Origin of the sequence: Luteimonas sp. FCS-9, assembly GCF_001014645.1 — a bacterium.
Taxonomy (GTDB): Bacteria; Pseudomonadota; Gammaproteobacteria; order Xanthomonadales; family Xanthomonadaceae; genus Luteimonas.
Map to the genome: position 1 here is coordinate 1 of NZ_LASZ01000001.1, position 16,960 is coordinate 16,960.

Genomic DNA, 16,960 nt, shown 5'->3' on the forward strand with positions numbered 1-16,960 from the left:
CCAGGCCCGTGCCCCCACCCGACGCCTGCGGCGTCGACCTCCCCCGCGCGCGGGGGAGGTGCCGCGAGTCGATTACTATCGCCTCGGCGATCCCGACCTCCTCGCGCGCGGGGGAGGTGCAGCAGTTCCTGCCGTTCGATAAGGCGGACCCGCTTGGCGCCCTCCCCCCTGCGCGGGGGAGGTGAGGCCCTGCCCTACCGCGTGTCGACGGCCATGACGTTTCGAACGCAGGACTGCGAGAGGGCTTCGCTTGCCCGGGCCGTGCCGGGCGGGGGCGATCAGCGCGCCGTGGCGCCGTCGACGGCCTGGTGGTGCGCCAGCAGCCAGCGCGCCATCTCGCGCGGCGGCAGCGGCCGCGAGTACAGGTAGCCCTGCACCTCGTCGCAGCCGTATTCGAGCAGCAGGCGCTCGTCCTCCATCGATTCCACGCCCTCGGCCAGCACCTGCATGCGCAGCGCCTTGCCCAGGTGGATGATCGCGCGTGCGACCTCGACCGCGCGGCGCGAACCGCCGAGTTCGGCGATGAAGCTGCGGTCGATCTTGAGCCGGCCCACCGGGAAGCGGCTCAGGTAGCTCAGGCTCGAGAAGCCGGTGCCGAAATCGTCGATCGCCAGTGCGACGCCGGCCCCGACGAGGGTGTCGAAGCAGGCCCGCAGGGCCTCGGTGTCGCGCAGCAGCGCCGACTCGGTCAGTTCCAGCTCGAGCCGCGACGGCGGCCAGCCGGCCTCGGCGCACGCAGCGAGCACACGGCTGGCGAACGCGGTGTCGCGCAGTTGCACCGCCGAGACGTTGACCGACATCCGGCCGAACGCGATACCCGCCGCGTCCCATGCGGCGGCCTGCCGGCAGGCCTCGCGCAGCACCCAGTCGCCGATCGCGGCGATGTCGCCGGTCGCCTCGGCGATCGCGATGAACTCGTCCGGCGGACAGACCCCGAGTTCGGGATGCCGCCAGCGCAGCAGCGCCTCCACGCCCGAGACGCTGCGCCGCGCGATATCCACCAGCGGCTGGTAGGCCAGCGTGAACTCCTCGTGCTCCAGCGCGCCGCGCAGCGCGTGCTCGACGTCCAGCCGCCGCCGCGCGAGCCGCCAGGCGTCGGGGCTGTAGAACTCCACGCGATTGCGTCCGCCCTGGCGGGCGCCGTGCAGCGCCACGCCCGCCGCGCGCAGCAGTTCGTCGAAGCCCACGCCCGCCGGCCGCACCGCGATGCCGGCGCTGATGCCGAAGCGCAGGATCTCGCCGCCGACGGGCACCGGATCCGACAGGCCGGCGACGATCCGCTGCGCGGTCGTGGCCGCGTCCTGCCGGCCCTCGCCCTGCTGCAGCAGCACCAGGAACTCATCGGCGCCGACGCGCCCGAACAGGTCGCCGGCATCGACCAGCATGTGCAGCCGGGTGGCGATCGCCTTGAGCACGGTGTCGCCGGCGGCGTGGCCATGGGCCTCGTTGATGCCGCCGAAGCCGGCCACGTCCAGCAACAGCAACGCCTGGTAGGCCGAGGCGTTGGCGGCCAGCGCCGCCTCGATGTCCTGGCGCAGCCGCGTGCGATTGGGCAGCCCGGTCAGCGCGTCGAAGTGCGCCAGCCGTTCGATCCGCTCGCTGGCGGCGCGCTCGTGCGAGATGTCGCGAAACAGCACCAGCCAGCGCGCCGGGCTGCCATCGCCGGTTTCGAAGTCGACGACCGCCTGGGTCCAGACCTGGATGCCGTCGGGCCGGTAGAAGCACAGCTCGACCGTCTGCGCCGACGCGCCGCCGGCGGCGCGGCTCATCGCCGCCTGCAGCAGCTCGCGCGACTCGGTCGTGTAGTGCCGCAGCAATTCGTCGAGCGCCAGCGATTCGCCCTCGCGCCCGTGCAGGCCGGCGCATTCGCCGGTCCAGTGCAGCGTCCGGGTGGCGGCGTCGATCTCGCAGCCGCCGATGCGGCCCAGTTCGGCGACCCGCCGCAGCAGGTCGCCGCGACGTTGCGCCTCGGCGTCGGCCTGGCGCTGGCGGGTGACGTCCTGGACCTGCGCCAGCACGCGCACCGGCAGGCCGTCCTCGGCGCTCTCGTCGGTACCGGGCGAAGCCCAGATCTGCAGGTGCGCCGGGCCCGCGACGCCGTCGACGACGAGGTCGAAGTGCGCCGGCCTGGCGCACTCGCGCAGGCAGCGCCAGCTGGTGCGCAGCACCGCGAACTGGTCGCGCGGGATGCGGCGCAGCCAGGCGCGCAGCGACAGCCCGTCGCCGACGCCGAGCAGCTGTCGCAGCTCGGGCGCGCTGTGCACGCGGTCGGACGCCGGCGCCCAGCTCCAGCTGGACATGCCGGCCAGGCGCTGCGTGTCCTCGACCAGGCGCCGCTGCTCGCGCAGCCGCTGCTCGAGCCGCTTGTGGTCGTCGATCACGGTGAGCGTGCCGGCCATCTTCAGCGGCGCCTGCTGCGCGTCGCGGGTGGTGATCCGCCCGCTGTCGCGCACCCAGCGCCAGCCCGAGGCCGGCTGCAGGCAGCGGTACTCGCACAGGTAGGCAGGTTCGCGCCCGTCGAGGTAGGCGCCGATCGCCTCGCGCATCCGGCCGCGGTCCTCGGGATGCACGCGGCGCGTCATCTCGTCGAACGACAGCGGCGCACCGTCGTGGTGGCCGACCAGCGCGTGCCAGGTGGCCGAGCCGCGCAGCTGGTCGTGGCGCACGTCCCACAGCCACAGCGCATGCCCGCCCGCCTCGGCCGCCTCCAGCCAGTCCTCGACGTCCTCCGACAGGCTGACGCTCAGCGAGAACGCGACCGGTCCCGCGCCATCGATCGCGATCGCGCGCAGCCGGCCGTACAGCGGCGCGTCGGGCCCGGGCAGTTCGCAGGCGATCGGGCCCTCGCCGTCGAGCAGCCGCGCGTAGAGCAGCGACAGCGACGGCGCGTGCCGCTCCACGAGCCGGTCGAGGCCCCGTCGCCGGGCGGCTGGATTGGCGACCAGGCAGCGCCCCCCGCGGTCGAGCAGCAGCAGCCCGTCCGACAGCGGGTGGTCGAGGAGACTCGAGATGACACCGGCATCCATCTGGACCGCTTCGCTCCGTGTCGGCTTGGCATGTCGCGGATCGCGACCTGGCTCACCGAGTGTTAGCGGCGATGGACGACCGAAGTTGAGCGCTCCCGAAAGCGGGCAGTTAGACTCGTGGCCGACCGACGCACATGGGGGCACGCCGGCCAGATGGGTTCCGCGAACACGACCATCCGCACCGCGCGGCGGCAGGACAAGGCGCTGCGGCGCCGTTTCACCGCGTTCGCGCGTCGCGCCTCGCTGGCGTGCCTGGCGATGGGACTGGCCTGGCTGTCGGCATGGGGGCTGCTGCCCGACGCGCTGCCCGATGCCGGTCCGTTCGACGGGCGGCTGGTCGTCGCGGCGCTGCTGCTGGTGCCTGCGACGGTCCTGCTGGGCTGGTGGCTGCGGCGTCAGGCCGACGGCCTGGTCCGCAGCCACGAGCGCGCGCTCGCCGGCGCCCGCCGCATCGAGCGCGACCGCGAATTCCGGGAACTGATGGACCTGCTGCCCGACGGCGTGATGCTGGTCGCCGCCGGCCGCGTGCGCCATGCCAACGCCGCCTGCGCGGCCGCGTTCGGCCACGACGGGGCCATGGCCGGCGTCGAGGTCGGCACGCTGATCGCCGCCGACGACGCCGGCGCGTTCGGCGACTGGCTCGACGATCCGCAGCGCACGCCCGACGCGCCCTCGCCGTGCATGGTGCGCCGGGACGGCACGCGGTTCCGCGCATCGCTGACTGCGAGCCGTACGCGCTACGACGACACCGACTGCATCCTGGTCGCCGTGCGCGACCTGAGCGAGGTCGAGCGGATGCGCGACGAACTGGCCGCAGGCAATGCCGAGCTGCGCGCGCTCGCCGCGCGGATCTTCACCGTCCAGGAGGACGAGCGGCGCGCGATCTCGCGCGAACTGCACGACGACATCGGCCAGTCGGTCACCGCGATGAAGCTCGCCGCGGGCAGCGCGCTGGCCGAGGCCGACGCGCTGCGCCGGCGCGACGACCTGGAGGACATCGCGATGCTGGCCGATGCGACGATCGAGCGCCTGCGCGATATCTCGGTGCTGCTGCGCCCGCCGCAGCTCGACGCGCTGGGCCTGGAGGCGGCGCTGCGCTGGCACGCCGGGCGGCTGCTGCGCAACTCGGCCGTGCGCGCCGAGGTCGAGATCGCGGAACTGGCCAGCCGGCCCGACCGCGAGGTCGAGCAGGCCTGCTTCCGCATCGCGCAGGAGGCGCTGACGAACATCGTCCGCCACGCCCGCGCCAGCCGCGTCGCGCTGCGGCTCTACGCCGACACCGACGCCGACATGCTGTGCCTGCAGGTCAGCGACGACGGCGTCGGTTTCCCCGACGGCACCCCGAAGGGCCTGGGCCTGGTGATCATGCGCGAGCGCGCGCAGGGCGTGGGCGGCCGCCTGGAGGCGGCGTCGTCGCCGGCCCGCGGCACCCGGATCGAGGCGCGCCTGCCCTACGCCGCGCAGGCGGCCCGGTGACCGCGCCGTCCGCGGCCGGCGGCTAGAATCCGACGATGCAGACCGTTGCCCCTTCCCTGGAACGTCTCGGCGCCGGCCACCCGGTGCTGGCGCAGATGATCCGCGACGCCAGGACGCGGGACGGCTCGCTGGTCCTGCTGCACCTGGACATCGACCACTTCGCTTCGGTCAACCAGAACATGGGCGTGGACGTCGGCGACGCGGCGCTCGAGGCGATCGGCGCCCGGCTGCAGGCGGCGCTCGGCGCATGCGGCGCGGTGTGGCGGCACGGCAGCGACGAGTTCGTCGCGGCGGCCTGGCTGGACGACGACGCACCGGCCTCGGCGCAGGCGCTGGCCGAGGCCCTGGTCGCGGAGATCGAGCGCCCGCTCGAGGTGCTGCCCTACACGCTGTTCCTCGACGCCAAGGTCGGCGTGAGCCTGTGCCCGCAGCACGGCACCGAGCCCTCGGCGCTGCTGCAACTGGCCGAGAACGCCGTCCGGCGCGCGTCGCACGCCGCGCACGAGCACGTGCAGCTGCACAGCAGCGCGGCGGCCGACCGCAGCCAGAGCGAGAACGGCATCGGCCGGCAGATCCTCGAGGCGCTGCCCAACGGCGAGTTCCGCCTGCGCTACCAGCCCAAGATCAGCGCCCGCGACGGCCGCGTGATCGGCATGGAGGCGCTGCTGCGCTGGCAGTCGCCGACGCTGGGGCTGCTGCTGCCCGAGCGCTTCCTGCCGACGGCCGAGCGCATCGGCGCGATCCTGCAGATCGGCAACTGGATGCTCGACCGCGTGGTCGCGCAGATCCGGGCCTGGCGCGAACAGGGCTTCGACGATTTCTTCGTCGGCATGAACGTGACCACGCAGCAGCTGCTCGACCCGGAGTTCGTCGACCGGCTGCTCGGGCGCATGCAGCAGGCCGGCCTGCCGACGGCATCGCTGGTGCTCGAGCTCAACGAGCGGGCGCTGGGCAGCAACATCGACGTCGTGCACCGCGCGGTCTCGGCGCTGCGCCACGAGGGCATCGGGGTCACGCTCGACAACTTCGGCACCGGCGACGCCAGCCTCGGCGCGCTGGTGCGCTACCCCGCCGACATCCTCAAGATCGACCGCAGTTTCATCAACGCCGCGCCTGCGGGCAGTCGCGAGACCGCGATCGTGCGGGCGCTGATCGCGATGGGCCACCAGCTGGGCATGAAGGTGATCGCCAACGGCGTGGAGACCGAGGCCCAGCTGGGCTTCCTGCGCCGGGCCGACTGCGATTACTTCCAGGGCTACCTGTTCGGCGAGCCGATGAGCGCCGAGACCGCGGGCCAGGCGCTGCGGCGGCGCTACCTGCGGCCGGAACTGTTCACCGCGACCAAGTCGCACCGCACGCTGCTGCTCGTCGACGACGAGGAGAACGTGCTGCGGGCGCTGGTGCGGCTGTTCCGGCGCGACGGCTACCGGATCCTGGCGGCCGGCAACGTACGCGATGCGTTCGGCCTGCTGGCGACCAACGAGGTCCAGGTGATCCTGTCCGACCAGCGCATGTCGGAGATGGACGGCACCGAGTTCCTGGGCCGGGTGAAGATGCTCTACCCCGACACGATCCGCCTGGTGCTGTCGGGCTACACCGACCTGGCCACGGTGACCGAGGCGATCAACCGCGGCGCGATCTACCGGTTCCTGACCAAGCCCTGGGACGACAACGTGCTGCGCGACCACATCCGCCAGGCGTTCCGGACCTACGACGCCCAGCGCGGGCGCGAGGGAACGCCGTAGGCGCGTGATCGCGCGGTGGGCTTCGCCGATACAGCCTTTCGCGCGCGACGCGGCTCGCTGGTACGGCTTTCGCGCGCAAGCGCGCTCCTACAGGAATTCCGACTGCCGGACGGCTGCAGAGTGCCGTAGGAGCGCGCTCGCGCGCGATGGGGCCTGCCGATAAAGCCTCTCGCGCGCAGGCGCGCGCCTGCGGAGACTTCCGCGTGGCTCAGTGCGCGCCGACCGGCTGGCGCACCGGCAGCACGATGCGGAAGCGGCTGCCGGCACCCGGCGCGCTGTCGACTTCGATCCGGCCGTGGTGCTTGGCGACGATGCCGTAGGAGATCGACAGGCCGAGTCCGGTGCCCTTGCCCACCGGCTTGGTGGTGAAGAACGGATCGAAGATCCGCTGCAGCATCTCCGCCGGGATGCCGTTGCCGGTGTCGGCGATCTCCACCCAGACCTGTTCGCCCTCCTGGCCGGTGCGCACGGTGATCGTGCCCTGCTCCTCGATCGCCTGCCCGGCATTGAGCAGCAGGTTCATGAACACCTGGTTGAGCTCGGACTGCAGGCACTCGACCATCGGCAGCGTGCCGTACGCCTTCTCCAGCGTGGCCTTGTAGCGCAGTTCGTTCCAGACGATGTTGATCGTCGACTCGAGTCCGGCATGCAGGTCGGCCAGGCGCCAGGCGTGCTCGCGGTCCGAGCGCGAGAAGTCGCGCAGGTCGCGGACGATGCGGGTGACGCGCTCGATGCCCTGACGCGACTCGCTCAGCAGCTGCGGCAGGTCGCGGCTGATGAAGTCGATGTCCAATCGCTCGCGCGTGGCGTCGATCTCGGCGCGCATCGCGTGCGGCTCGTCGGACCGCAGCGCGCGCTCGTAGACGTCGATCAGCGCGAACAGGTTGCCGACGTACTCCTGCAGGCTGCCGAGGTTGGAATGCACGTAGCCGATCGGATTGTTGATCTCGTGCGCGACGCCGGCGGCGAGCTGGCCGATCGACGCCAGTTTCTCGGCCTGCAGCAGCTGTTCCTGCGCGGCGTTGAAGCGGACGTTGAGTTCCTGGTGGCGCTGCAGCAGTTCGTCGTCGCCGCGGCGCGGCCGCGCCGGGTCCTGCAGCACCAGCAGGAAGCGGTCGTCGTCGGCGGACAGCCGGTACAGGCGCGCGGCGATCTGGGTGCCGTCGCCGAACGCGACCTGGTCGCGCCAGCGTCCGGTGGCGTGCGCCTGCGCCAGCGCCTCGGGCGGCAGCAGCGCATCGAGCCGGCACGCGTTGGCCGACCACGCCGGATGCAGCCGCTGCAGTGCGTCGCCGGTCGGATTGGCGTAGAGCAGGCGGCCGTCGCCGCCGTAGAGGTAGACGCCTTCCTCGATGCAGGACAGGACCGAAGTCGGCATGGATGGGGGCGTCGAGGTCGCGGGATCGGGGATCGGGGGCACTGCGTGGACCGAATGCGGGCGCGTGCCGATTCTACCCGGCGTGCCCTCGGTGCGCCGCCCGTCGCCGGCTCAGGCGACTGCGAGGTCGCGGACGCGGGCGCCGCGCTCGGTGCGTCCCTGGGCGTCGTAGCCGGGCGCGCTTTCGGTCCGGCCGAGATGGCGCAGCGCCCAGTTGACCTCGCGCCGGCGCCGGGCGAGCAGCGCGCCGTTGGCGCGGTTGAGCTCGCTCAGCTCGGCCAGCGGGCCGACCAGTTCGCCGGCCGGGCAGCGCTCGAGCTCGCGCAGCGCGACGATCTTGTCCTGGGTCGAGCGCATCAGCGCGCCGACGTCGTGGCAGATCAGCGCCTCGCGCTCGTCGGCGAGCGCGGTCGCCAGGCGCTCGAGGCTGGCCTGTGCCGCCGTCATGGGGTCAGCCGCCCAGGCGGGCGTCGAGGTCGAGCATCCGCGAGGCGATCGCCTCGGCGTCGACCCGGTAGCTGCCCGAGGCGATCGCCTCGCGCACGGCCTGGACGCGCGATTCGTCGAAGGCGGGCCGCGTCGAAAGGTCGCGCTGCAGCGCCTGCAGGCCGGTCGCCTCGCCGGTCAGGCGCAGGCTGTCGCCGGCCGCGGCGGCCTCGACCGCCTTGTCGCGCGCGTCGCCGGCGCGGCCCACCTGGGGGCCGGCCACGGGCGTGGCGCTGCGGACGGTCGGCGCCTGGAGTCCATCGATCTTGTGGGTCATGGCAGGGATCCTGACACGAAGTGCGTGAATGGGTTCGTGGATGGTATCGGCCGGCGGCCGGGGAGCTTTAGTACCGATCGGCGCCGGGGCCGGGAGCGCATCGCCACTAGCGGCCGACAACCACATCGCCGGACGGGTCGACGATGCCCTGCACCACCCGGCGCGAGGACAGGTTCTCGACGCTGACGCGCTCGCGCTCGCCGGCGTCGCCGAGCGCGCGGCCGGCCATGCGCACCTCGATGCCGGCCTGGCGCGCGACCAGCGCGATGGTGTCGCCGCGGCGCACCAGGCGCGGTGCGACCAGGTCGCCGGCGGTCAGCACGCTGCCGGCCAGCAGCGTGCGACGCGCGCTGCGGCCGATCGCGTCGGCCGGGTCGGCCACCGCGGCGCCGGCCACGCGGGCGCCGTCGCGGCGCTCGGCGACGATGTCATCGGCCGCGATCGTCTGGCCTGACGCCACGCCGCGCGCCAGCACCAGCACCGTCTGGCTGCGCCGCACGCGCACCGGCACGTACAGCCGCCACCCCGCCGGACAGCTCACCTCCACCGTGGCGCCGCCGCTGCGGGTGGCCTGCAGCCGCTCCGCGCACCGGGGCATGCGCAGGGCCGGGTCGAGCGACGCCTCGGCCTCGCCAGCCTCCACCGCCGACAACGCCGCCAGGCGGATCGACTCGACCGGCTGGAACGCATCCGTCGCCGCGACCGGCCAGACCGCGGCGAGCGCCAGCAGCGACAGGACCAGGCGCCATGCTGGATTCGCGCGGCGGCGCTGCGGGCGGGACGGCATGGCGGCTCCTCGAAAAACGGACGCTCCCGGCGATGCAAGCGCCGTGCCGCATCGCCGGCCAGTGGACCCTCAAGTCGCACCGAGGCGCGCCGATACCGCAGGCATGTCGCAGGATCTGCTCGACCGCATCGACCAGCGTACCCGCCTCGCCGGCCACAACCGGCTGGCGCTGTTGCTGTTCCGTCTCGGCGGACGCCAGGTTTTTGGCGTCAACGTGTTCAAGGTGCAGGAGGTCCTGCGCCGGCCGCACCTGTTCCGCGTGCCCGGGCTGCCCGCGCAGTTCGCCGGCGTCGCCGACGTCCGCGGCCGCAGCGTGCCGGTGCTCGACCTGGGGGTCGCGATCGGCCATCCCGAGCGCGGCGACGACGTCGCGCCCGGCTACCTGGTGGTCACCGAGTTCAACCGCTCGGTCCAGGGCTTCCTGGTCAGCGGCGTGGAACGCATCGTCAACATCGCCGTCGAGGACGTGCTGCCGCCGCCCGACCTGGGCGCCGAGGGCGGTTACCTGACCGCGGTCACGCGCTACCAGGGCGAGCTGATCCAGGTGATCGACGTCGAGAGCGTGCTCGCCGACATCTCGCAGGCGCGTATGGACGCCGACCTGTCCGCAGACTATGCGCTGCCGGCCGACGCGCCGCCGATGCAGGTGCTGGTGGTCGACGACTCGCGCGTGGCGCGCCAGCAGATCCGCAGCGTGCTCGACCAGCTCGGCGTCGGCGTGACGCTGCTCTCCGACGGCCGCCAGGCGCTCGACCACCTGCTGCAGCTGCACGCGGCCGGCGAGCCGCCCTCGCAGCGCTACGCGATGATCGTCTCCGACATCGAGATGCCGGCGATGGACGGCTACACGCTGACGACGGAAATCCGTCGCCACCCCGGCCTGGCCGACCTGTACGTGCTGCTGCACACCTCGCTGTCGGGCGTGTTCAACACCTCGATGGTGCAGAGCGTGGGCGCCAACGCATTCGTCGCCAAGTACAGCCCGCACGACCTGGCCGACGAGGTGCTCAAGCGCCTGCACGAGGTCGCCGACGCGGCCGGCGGGGCGCTGGTCGCCTGACGGCGCGGCTCGTGTAGGAGCGCGCTCGCGCGCGATTGGGCCTCACCGGGAACGCGTCATCGCGCGCGAGCGCGCTCCTACGGGGCGTCTTTCGGCCCGGTTCTGGCACGACGCTTGCACGGTCACCGGCGAACTCCGCCGGAGGCCGGCCATGTCCAATCCGATCTCGTCCTATCTCGGGCTGCAGGCCGATGCGCTGCCGCTGCGCGAGCAGCGGATGAAGCTCATCGCCAGCAACCTGGCCAATGCCGACACGCCCGGCTTCCAGGCCCGCGACCTCGACTTCAACGCCGCCCTGGCCGCCGCGGCGCGTACGCGCGAGTCCGGCGGGCCCACGGCCCCGCGCGAGCGCGGCGACCACATCCCGCTGCCGGGCAGCGACACGCTGGCACCGTTCGAGGTCGCGCGCGTCGCGGCCCAGGCCAGCCTGGACGGCAACAGCGTCGACCCGGACGCCGAGCGCGCCGCCTACGGCCGCGCGGCACTCGAGTACCGCGCGTCGCTGAGCTTTCTCGAATCCAAGGTCCGCACCCTGCTGACCGCCATCACCGGACAGTGACGATGAGCAACCTGCCGATCTTCGACGTCGCCGGTTCGGCCATGCAGGCCCAGTCGGTCCGCCTGAGCACGCTGGCCAGCAACCTGGCCAACGCCGACTCGGTCGCCGGTTCGCCCGAGCAGGTCTACCGGCCGCTCGAGCCGGTGTTCCGCGCCAGTGCGCACGCCAGCGACCCGGCGCTGACCGGCGTGCAGGTGGCCGGCATCGTCGAGCGCGAAACCCCGCCGATCCAGCGCTACGAACCCGGGCACCCGCTCGCCGACGCCCAGGGCTACGTGTACGCGCCCGACGTCGACCCGGTCTCGCAGATGGTCAACCTGATCTCCGCCTCGCGCAGCTACCAGGCCGGCGTGGAGATGATGAACACCGCCAAGGAACTGGCCGTCGCCACCCTGAGCATGGGCCGCTGAGGCCCGGAGCACGCACCCGATGAGCACGATCGCCGGCGACATCACCACCAGCCTCGGCCTGGCCGCGGGCGGCAGCGCGGCCGCCGACAAAAAGGACGCCTCGCTGGGCCAGGCCGACTTCCTGCGGCTGATGACCGAGCAGCTCAAGCACCAGGACCCGCTCAAGCCGATGGAGAACAGCGCGTTCCTCGGCCAGCTGGCGCAGTTCTCGACCGTGCAGGGCATCCAGGACCTCAACGGCTCGGTCGACGGCTTCGCCAACGCGATGGCCAGCGATCAGCTGCTGCGCGGCGCGACCCTCGTCGGCCGCGACGTCGTGCTGCCGTCGGCCAAGCTGGCGCTGCCCGCTGAGGGCGGCGCGACCGGTCTGGTCGCCGCGCCGTCGGCGGGGACCGTGAACTTCGAGGTCACCGACGCCAACGGCCAGGCGGTGCACCAGTTCAGCGTGCCGGCCACGGCCGCCGGCGAGGTCGCGTTCGCCTGGGACGGCATCGACGCCGCGGGCAACCGGCTGCCGGCCGGCACCTACGGCATCGCCGCGCGTCACCTGTCGGGCAGCGGCGAGACGTCGGTGCTGAGCACCTACGTGCGCGCCCGCGTCGACAGCGTGTCGGTCGGCAGCGACGGCCTCTACCTCGACCTCGACGGCCTGGGCACCGCGCCGATCGGCTACGTGCTGCGCGTCAACTGACCGCCCTTCCCTTCCGCGTCCGACCTTCACGGAGTCCGCCATGAGCTTCAACACCGCCCTGTCCGGCATCAACGCGGCCAACGCCGACCTCAACGTCACCGCGAACAACGTCGCCAACGTCAACACCACGGGCTTCAAGGAGTCGCGCGCCGAGTTCGGCGACCTGTTCTCGCGCACGTCCTACGGGCTGGCGCGCAACGCGATCGGCTCGGGCGTGAAGCTGAGCAACGTCGCGCAGCAGTTCTCCCAGGGCAACATCGCGCCGACCGGGCGCAACCTGGACATGGCGATCGACGGCGAGGGCTTCTTCACCCTCAACAAGAACGGCGCCCGGCTCTACAGCCGCGCCGGCAACTTCCAGGCCGACAACCAGGGTTTCATCGGCACGCCCGACGGCGCCCGCCTGCAGGTCTACCCGCCCAGCGTCAACGGCGACGGCTTCGACGTCGGCCGGGTCACCGACCTGCAACTGCTGGCCACCGACAGCCCGCCGCGCGCGACCAGCGCGGTGAACCTGAAGTTCACGCTGCCCGGCAACGCCAATCCCCCGGCGATCGCGACCTTCGACCCGGGCGAGCCGAACAGCTACACCGCCTCGAGCGGCGGCGTCACGGTGTTCGATTCGCTGGGCGTGAGCCACGTGCAGACCTCGTACTTCGTCAAGACCGACGTCGCCAACGAGTGGCAGGTGCACACCTACATCGACGGCGCGCGCGTGGGCGACGTCGCCACGCTCGCGTTCACCGACAACGGCGCGCTGGCCACGCCGGCCGACGGCCGGATCGTGCTGGCGCCGTTCACGCCCGGCAACGGTGCGGGCGACGTCGCGGTGACGCTCGACGTGACCGGCTCGACCCAGTACGGCAACAGCTTCCAGCTGCGCGACAACCGCCAGGACGGCTACGCCGCCGGCAAGCTCGACGAGATCAGCATCGCCGCCGACGGCGTGGTGTTCGCGCGCTACTCCAACGGCGCCGACGCCGCGCTGGGCCAGGTCGCGCTGACGACCTTCGTCAACCCGCAGGGCCTGCAGTCGCAGGGCAACAACTTCTGGGCCGAGAGCTACGACTCGGGTGCCGCTCGCACCGGCGTGCCCGACAGCGCTGACTTCGGCCAGCTGCAGGCCGGCGCGCTCGAGTCGTCGACCGTCGACCTGACCGAGCAACTGGTCAACATGATCGTCGCCCAGCGCAACTTCCAGGCCAACGCGCAGATGATCTCGACCCAGGACCAGGTGACGCAGACGGTCATCAACATCCGTTGATGATCGCGGGATTCGGGATTGGGGATTCGGGATTCGCGAAGGCGACTCCCGCCCGATCTTGCTGATCCCGCATCCCCAATCCCGAATCCCCAATCCCGGCCTCCATGGACAAATCCCTCTACGTCGCGATGAGCGGTGCCCGCGCCACGCTGCAGGCGCAGGGCACGGTGGCGCACAACCTGGCCAATGCCGAGACCGCCGGGTTCAAGGCGGCGCTGGCGAACACGCAGGCCTACCTCGTGCCCGGCGGCGCGCACGCCTCGCGCATCGACGCGATGCACATCGACCAGGGCTTCGACAGCCGGGTCGGCGCGCAGCGCGTGACCGGCAACCCGCTCGACGTCTCGCTGCGGCCCGACCGCTGGCTCGCGGTGCAGTCGGCCGACGGCGGCGAGGCCTACACCCGCGCCGGCAATCTGTCGCTGACACCCAACGGCCAGTTGGTCACCGCCGGCGGGCACCCGCTGGTCGACGAGAACGGGCTGCCGATGACGCTGCCGCCGCACCAGGCGCTGGACGTCGGCCAGGACGGCACCGTGTCGATCGTGCCGCTGGGCGAAGGCCCGCAGACGCTGGCGATCGTCGGCCGCATCCGCGTCGTCGAGGCCACGCCCGACCGGCTCGCGCGCGGGCTCGACGGCCTGATGCGCAACGCCGACCCGCAGCAGCCGCTGGCCCAGGCGGCCGGCGACACGATGGTCACCGGCGCGCTGGAGGCCAGCAACGTCGACGCCGCCGGCGCGCTGGTGCAGATGATCCAGCTGCAGCGGCAGTTCGAGATGCAGGTCAAGCTGATCCAGCGCGGCGACGACAACGCCCAGGCCGCCAACAGCCTGCTGCGCCTGGGCGGCTGACGCGCGCGCTTTGCGCGCGTGGGAATGGGGATTCGGGAATGGGGACTCGGGACGGGCAACAGCGGCACGCTGCAGCCCCGGCCCCGGCCCCGGCCCCGTCGCTCCTCCAAAGACCGAATTCCGAATGACCACCGTTCTCCGCGGGATACTCGCACGCGCGACTTTCGATTCTTGATGCGTGACGGGTACGCAACGCGCACCGCCCGACGCTCGCATCCCGTCCGCTTGTCCGAATCCCCAATCCCGAATCTCCAATCCCGGCGCCACTGGCACACCGATTGCATCTCCCCATCCGACGGCGCCCCGCGCCGGCATCGAGGACACGACGATGAACCAGGCACTGTGGGTGGCGAAGACCGGACTGGACGCGCAGCAGACGCGCATGTCCGTGGTCTCCAACAATCTCGCCAACACCAACACCACCGGCTTCAAGCGCGACCGCGCCAACTTCGAGGACCTGCTCTACCAGCAGGTGCGTCAGCCCGGCGGCGCGACCTCGGCGCAGACCCAGCTGCCGACCGGCCTGCAGCTGGGCACCGGCGTGCGCGTGGTGTCGACGGCCAAGGACTTCCAGCAGGGCAACCCGCAGCAGACCGGCCGCGCGCTCGACGTGATGATCAACGGGCGCGGCTTCTTCGAGGTCCTGATGCCCGACGGCACGTCGGCCTACACCCGCGACGGCAGCTTCCAGGTCAGTCCGCAGGGCGAGCTGGTGACCAGCAGTGGGTTCCCGGTGCAGCCGGGCATCCAGATCCCCGAAGGCGCGCAGTCGATGACCATCGGCCAGGACGGCACGATCACCGTGCAGATGGCCGGCGAGGCCCAGGGCCTGGAGATCGGCGCGCTGACCGTCAGCGACTTCATCAATCCCGCCGGGCTGCAGGCCCGCGGCGAGAACCTGTACCTGGAGACCACCGCGTCGGGCCCCGCGCAGAACGGCACGCCCGGCCTCAACGGGCTGGGCCTGGTCGAACAGGGCGCGCTGGAAGGCAGCAACGTCAACGTGGTTGAGGAGCTGGTCAGCATGATCGAGACCCAGCGGGCGTACGAGATGAACGCCAAGGCGATCTCGACCACCGACGCGATGCTCGGCTACCTCAACAACAACGTCTGAGGCCACCATGTCCGCCCGCCTTCCGACCGTCCCGCGCGCCCTCGCGCCGATCGCGCTGACCGCCCTGCTCGGCGGCTGCGTCGCGGCCGGCGATGTCCGCCCGTACCCGCCGCTGGCGCCGATCCAGCCGGTGGTCGCCGCGCCCGCCTACGCGACCCAGGGCGCGATCTACCAGGCCGGCGGCGGCGGGCTGTCGCTGTTCGCCGACAAGCGCGCGCGCGACGTCGGCGACCTGATCACGATCCAGTTGGTCGAGAGCACGATCGCGCAGACCAACGCCGCAACCCAGGTCGGCAAGGAGAGCGGCATCGCGATCGCCGCGCCCAACCTGTTCGGCGCCCCGGTCACGGTGGGCGGGCGCGAGGTGCTCGGCGCCAGCGCCACCGGCACGCGCGACTTCGACGGCAGTGGCCGCAGCACACAGAGCAACCGCCTGCAGGGCAGCATCACCGTCACCGTCGTGCAACGGCTGCCCAACGGCAACCTGGTGGTCGAGGGCAGCAAGAACCTGCGCCTGAACCAGGGCAACGAGCTGGTGCAAGTCCAGGGCATCGTGCGCCCGGCCGACATCGCCCCCGACAACAGCGTGCCCTCGGGCCGCGTCGCCGACGCCCGGATCGTCTACGGCGGCCGCGGCGCGATCGCCCAGTCCAACGCGATGGGCTGGCTGGGCCGCTTCTTCAATTCGCGGCTGTATCCCTACTGAGCCCCGCCATGCGCCTTGCCCGCCTCCGTCCGTTTCTCGTCGTCGCGCTCGCGCTGTGCGCCTGCCTGCCCGCGTTCGGGCAGGAGCGCATCAAGGACCTGGCCACCGTCGGCGGCGTGCGCGGCAACGCGCTCGTCGGCTACGGCCTGGTCGTGGGCCTGGACGGCAGCGGCGACCGCACCAGCCAAGCGCCCTTCACCGTGCAGAGCCTGCGCAACATGCTCAACGAACTCGGCGTGACCGTGCCGTCGAACGTGAACCCGCAGCTCAAGAACGTGGCCGCGGTCGCGATCCACGCCGAGCTGCCGCCGTTCGCCAAGCCCGGCCAGACGATCGACGTGACCGTGTCGTCGATCGCCAACGCGGTCTCGCTGCGCGGCGGCACGCTGCTGATGGCCCCGCTCAAGGGCGCCGACGGCCAGGTCTACGCGATCGCCCAGGGCAGCCTGGTGGTCGGCGGCTTCGGCGCGCAGGGGCGCGACGGCTCGCGCGTGTCGGTCAACATCCCCAGCGTGGGACGCATCCCGAACGGCGCGATGGTCGAACGCGGTGTCGCGGCCGGCGACATGGGCGACAGCGGCGAGTTGACCCTCAACCTCAACCGGGCCGATTTCAGCACCATCGCCAACATGGTCGCCGCGCTCGACGCGCGCTTCGGCCCGGGCACCGCGCGCGCGGTCGACGGCGTGACCGTCGCGGTGCGCGCCCCGTTCGACCCGGGGGCGCGGATCGGCTTCCTGGCGCAGGTGGAGAACGTGCAGCTGGCCGCAGGCTCGGCGCCGGCGAAGGTCATCGTCAACTCGCGCACCGGCACCGTCGTCATCGGCTCGCAGGTCAAGGTGCTGCCGGCGGCGATCGCCCACGGCTCGCTGAGCGTGACGATCACCGAGAGCGTGGGCGTGAGCCAGCCCGAGCCCTTCGGCCGCGGCAGCACGGTCGTGGCGCCGCAGTCGGACATCGAGATCGGCCAGGACGGCAGCCGCATGTTCAAGTTCGCCGGCGGCACCTCGCTCGACGAGATCGTCCGCGCCGTCAATGCGGTGGGCGCGGCGCCCGGCGACCTGATCGCGATCCTCGAGGCGCTCAAGCAGGCCGGCGCGCTGCGCGCGGAGCTCGAGGTGATCTGA

General features: G+C 72.3%; 16 protein-coding genes. 11 read left to right on the plus strand and 5 right to left on the minus strand.

Features of this window, described 5'->3' with window-relative positions:
• Positions 1-278: 278 nt before the first annotated feature.
• Positions 279-3,026 (minus strand): GGDEF domain-containing phosphodiesterase, encoded by a 2,748-nt coding sequence (locus WQ56_RS00010; protein ID WP_047135026.1) that lies wholly within the window; start codon positions 3,024-3,026, stop codon positions 279-281.
• Positions 3,027-3,179: 153 nt separating this feature from the next.
• Between WQ56_RS00010 and WQ56_RS00015 the strand changes: the two genes are divergently transcribed.
• Together WQ56_RS00015 and WQ56_RS00020 are read left to right on the plus strand one after the other, a co-directional pair.
• Positions 3,180-4,502: a sensor histidine kinase gene (locus WQ56_RS00015; RefSeq protein WP_052772727.1), complete on the plus strand. Its 1,323-nt coding sequence runs from the start codon at positions 3,180-3,182 to the stop codon at positions 4,500-4,502.
• Between the two features lie 35 nt (positions 4,503-4,537).
• The gene (locus WQ56_RS00020; protein ID WP_047135027.1) at positions 4,538-6,247 is read left to right on the plus strand and encodes an EAL domain-containing protein; all 1,710 of its coding nucleotides are present in this window, start codon (positions 4,538-4,540) and stop codon (positions 6,245-6,247) included.
• Positions 6,248-6,455: 208 nt separating this feature from the next.
• Here WQ56_RS00020 and WQ56_RS00025 read toward each other — a convergent pair whose 3' ends face one another.
• The 4 genes from WQ56_RS00025 to flgA all read right to left on the minus strand — a co-directional run bounded on the left by WQ56_RS00025 (position 6,456) and on the right by flgA (position 9,175).
• On the minus strand, positions 6,456-7,625 hold the full coding sequence (locus WQ56_RS00025) for an ATP-binding protein (protein WP_047135028.1): 1,170 nt from the start codon (positions 7,623-7,625) through the stop codon (positions 6,456-6,458).
• A 111-nt stretch (positions 7,626-7,736) separates the two neighbouring features.
• The gene (locus tag WQ56_RS00030; protein WP_047135029.1) at positions 7,737-8,072 is read right to left on the minus strand and encodes a flagella protein; all 336 of its coding nucleotides are present in this window, start codon (positions 8,070-8,072) and stop codon (positions 7,737-7,739) included.
• 4 nt (positions 8,073-8,076) lie between these two features.
• Positions 8,077-8,388 carry a flagellar biosynthesis anti-sigma factor FlgM gene (gene flgM / locus WQ56_RS00035; RefSeq protein ID WP_047135030.1) on the minus strand — a complete coding sequence of 104 codons (312 nt, stop codon included), beginning with the start codon at positions 8,386-8,388 and terminating at the stop codon, positions 8,077-8,079.
• 106 nt (positions 8,389-8,494) lie between these two features.
• Positions 8,495-9,175, minus strand: a complete 681-nt coding sequence (flgA, locus tag WQ56_RS00040; RefSeq protein ID WP_047135031.1) for a flagellar basal body P-ring formation chaperone FlgA — start codon at positions 9,173-9,175, stop codon at positions 8,495-8,497.
• 103 nt (positions 9,176-9,278) lie between these two features.
• Between flgA and WQ56_RS00045 the strand changes: the two genes are divergently transcribed.
• The 9 genes from WQ56_RS00045 to WQ56_RS00085 all read left to right on the plus strand — a co-directional run bounded on the left by WQ56_RS00045 (position 9,279) and on the right by WQ56_RS00085 (position 16,960).
• On the plus strand, positions 9,279-10,235 hold the full coding sequence (locus WQ56_RS00045) for a chemotaxis protein (RefSeq protein ID WP_047135032.1): 957 nt from the start codon (positions 9,279-9,281) through the stop codon (positions 10,233-10,235).
• A gap of 151 nt (positions 10,236-10,386) precedes the next feature.
• Entirely contained in the window at positions 10,387-10,794 is a 408-nt protein-coding gene (flgB, locus tag WQ56_RS00050; RefSeq protein WP_047135033.1) for a flagellar basal body rod protein FlgB, read from the plus strand.
• 2 nt (positions 10,795-10,796) lie between these two features.
• Positions 10,797-11,204 carry a flagellar basal body rod protein FlgC gene (gene flgC / locus WQ56_RS00055; protein ID WP_047135034.1) on the plus strand — a complete coding sequence of 136 codons (408 nt, stop codon included), beginning with the start codon at positions 10,797-10,799 and terminating at the stop codon, positions 11,202-11,204.
• A 19-nt stretch (positions 11,205-11,223) separates the two neighbouring features.
• A complete protein-coding gene (locus WQ56_RS00060; protein WP_047135035.1) occupies positions 11,224-11,895 on the plus strand; it encodes a flagellar hook capping FlgD N-terminal domain-containing protein in 672 nt (223 codons plus the stop codon).
• Between the two features lie 40 nt (positions 11,896-11,935).
• Positions 11,936-13,159 (plus strand): flagellar hook protein FlgE, encoded by a 1,224-nt coding sequence (gene flgE / locus WQ56_RS00065; RefSeq protein WP_047135036.1) that lies wholly within the window; start codon positions 11,936-11,938, stop codon positions 13,157-13,159.
• 104 nt (positions 13,160-13,263) lie between these two features.
• Positions 13,264-14,013, plus strand: a complete 750-nt coding sequence (locus WQ56_RS00070) for a flagellar basal body rod protein FlgF (RefSeq protein ID WP_047135037.1) — start codon at positions 13,264-13,266, stop codon at positions 14,011-14,013.
• A 328-nt stretch (positions 14,014-14,341) separates the two neighbouring features.
• Positions 14,342-15,127, plus strand: a complete 786-nt coding sequence (flgG, locus tag WQ56_RS00075) for a flagellar basal-body rod protein FlgG (protein WP_047135038.1) — start codon at positions 14,342-14,344, stop codon at positions 15,125-15,127.
• A gap of 7 nt (positions 15,128-15,134) precedes the next feature.
• Positions 15,135-15,833: a flagellar basal body L-ring protein FlgH gene (flgH, locus tag WQ56_RS00080; protein ID WP_047135039.1), complete on the plus strand. Its 699-nt coding sequence runs from the start codon at positions 15,135-15,137 to the stop codon at positions 15,831-15,833.
• An 8-nt stretch (positions 15,834-15,841) separates the two neighbouring features.
• A complete protein-coding gene (locus WQ56_RS00085; protein ID WP_047135040.1) occupies positions 15,842-16,960 on the plus strand; it encodes a flagellar basal body P-ring protein FlgI in 1,119 nt (372 codons plus the stop codon).

What these genes read in the sequence shown, in the direction of transcription:
- WQ56_RS00030 (WP_047135029.1), bottom strand. Translation starts at nt 8,072, where the DNA reads ATGACGGCGGCACAGGCCAGCCTCGAGCGCCTGGCGACCGCGCTCGCC.
- flgE (WP_047135036.1), top strand. Translation starts at nt 11,936, where the DNA reads ATGAGCTTCAACACCGCCCTGTCCGGCATCAACGCGGCCAACGCCGAC.
- WQ56_RS00045 (WP_047135032.1), top strand. Translation starts at nt 9,279, where the DNA reads ATGTCGCAGGATCTGCTCGACCGCATCGACCAGCGTACCCGCCTCGCC.
- flgA (WP_047135031.1), bottom strand. Translation starts at nt 9,175, where the DNA reads ATGCCGTCCCGCCCGCAGCGCCGCCGCGCGAATCCAGCATGGCGCCTG.
- flgG (WP_047135038.1), top strand. Translation starts at nt 14,342, where the DNA reads ATGAACCAGGCACTGTGGGTGGCGAAGACCGGACTGGACGCGCAGCAG.
- flgB (WP_047135033.1), top strand. Translation starts at nt 10,387, where the DNA reads ATGTCCAATCCGATCTCGTCCTATCTCGGGCTGCAGGCCGATGCGCTG.
- WQ56_RS00010 (WP_047135026.1), bottom strand. Translation starts at nt 3,026, where the DNA reads ATGGATGCCGGTGTCATCTCGAGTCTCCTCGACCACCCGCTGTCGGAC.
- WQ56_RS00085 (WP_047135040.1), top strand. Translation starts at nt 15,842, where the DNA reads ATGCGCCTTGCCCGCCTCCGTCCGTTTCTCGTCGTCGCGCTCGCGCTG.
- WQ56_RS00025 (WP_047135028.1), bottom strand. Translation starts at nt 7,625, where the DNA reads ATGCCGACTTCGGTCCTGTCCTGCATCGAGGAAGGCGTCTACCTCTAC.
- WQ56_RS00020 (WP_047135027.1), top strand. Translation starts at nt 4,538, where the DNA reads ATGCAGACCGTTGCCCCTTCCCTGGAACGTCTCGGCGCCGGCCACCCG.
- WQ56_RS00060 (WP_047135035.1), top strand. Translation starts at nt 11,224, where the DNA reads ATGAGCACGATCGCCGGCGACATCACCACCAGCCTCGGCCTGGCCGCG.
- flgM (WP_047135030.1), bottom strand. Translation starts at nt 8,388, where the DNA reads ATGACCCACAAGATCGATGGACTCCAGGCGCCGACCGTCCGCAGCGCC.
- WQ56_RS00070 (WP_047135037.1), top strand. Translation starts at nt 13,264, where the DNA reads ATGGACAAATCCCTCTACGTCGCGATGAGCGGTGCCCGCGCCACGCTG.
- flgC (WP_047135034.1), top strand. Translation starts at nt 10,797, where the DNA reads ATGAGCAACCTGCCGATCTTCGACGTCGCCGGTTCGGCCATGCAGGCC.
- WQ56_RS00015 (WP_052772727.1), top strand. Translation starts at nt 3,180, where the DNA reads ATGGGTTCCGCGAACACGACCATCCGCACCGCGCGGCGGCAGGACAAG.
- flgH (WP_047135039.1), top strand. Translation starts at nt 15,135, where the DNA reads ATGTCCGCCCGCCTTCCGACCGTCCCGCGCGCCCTCGCGCCGATCGCG.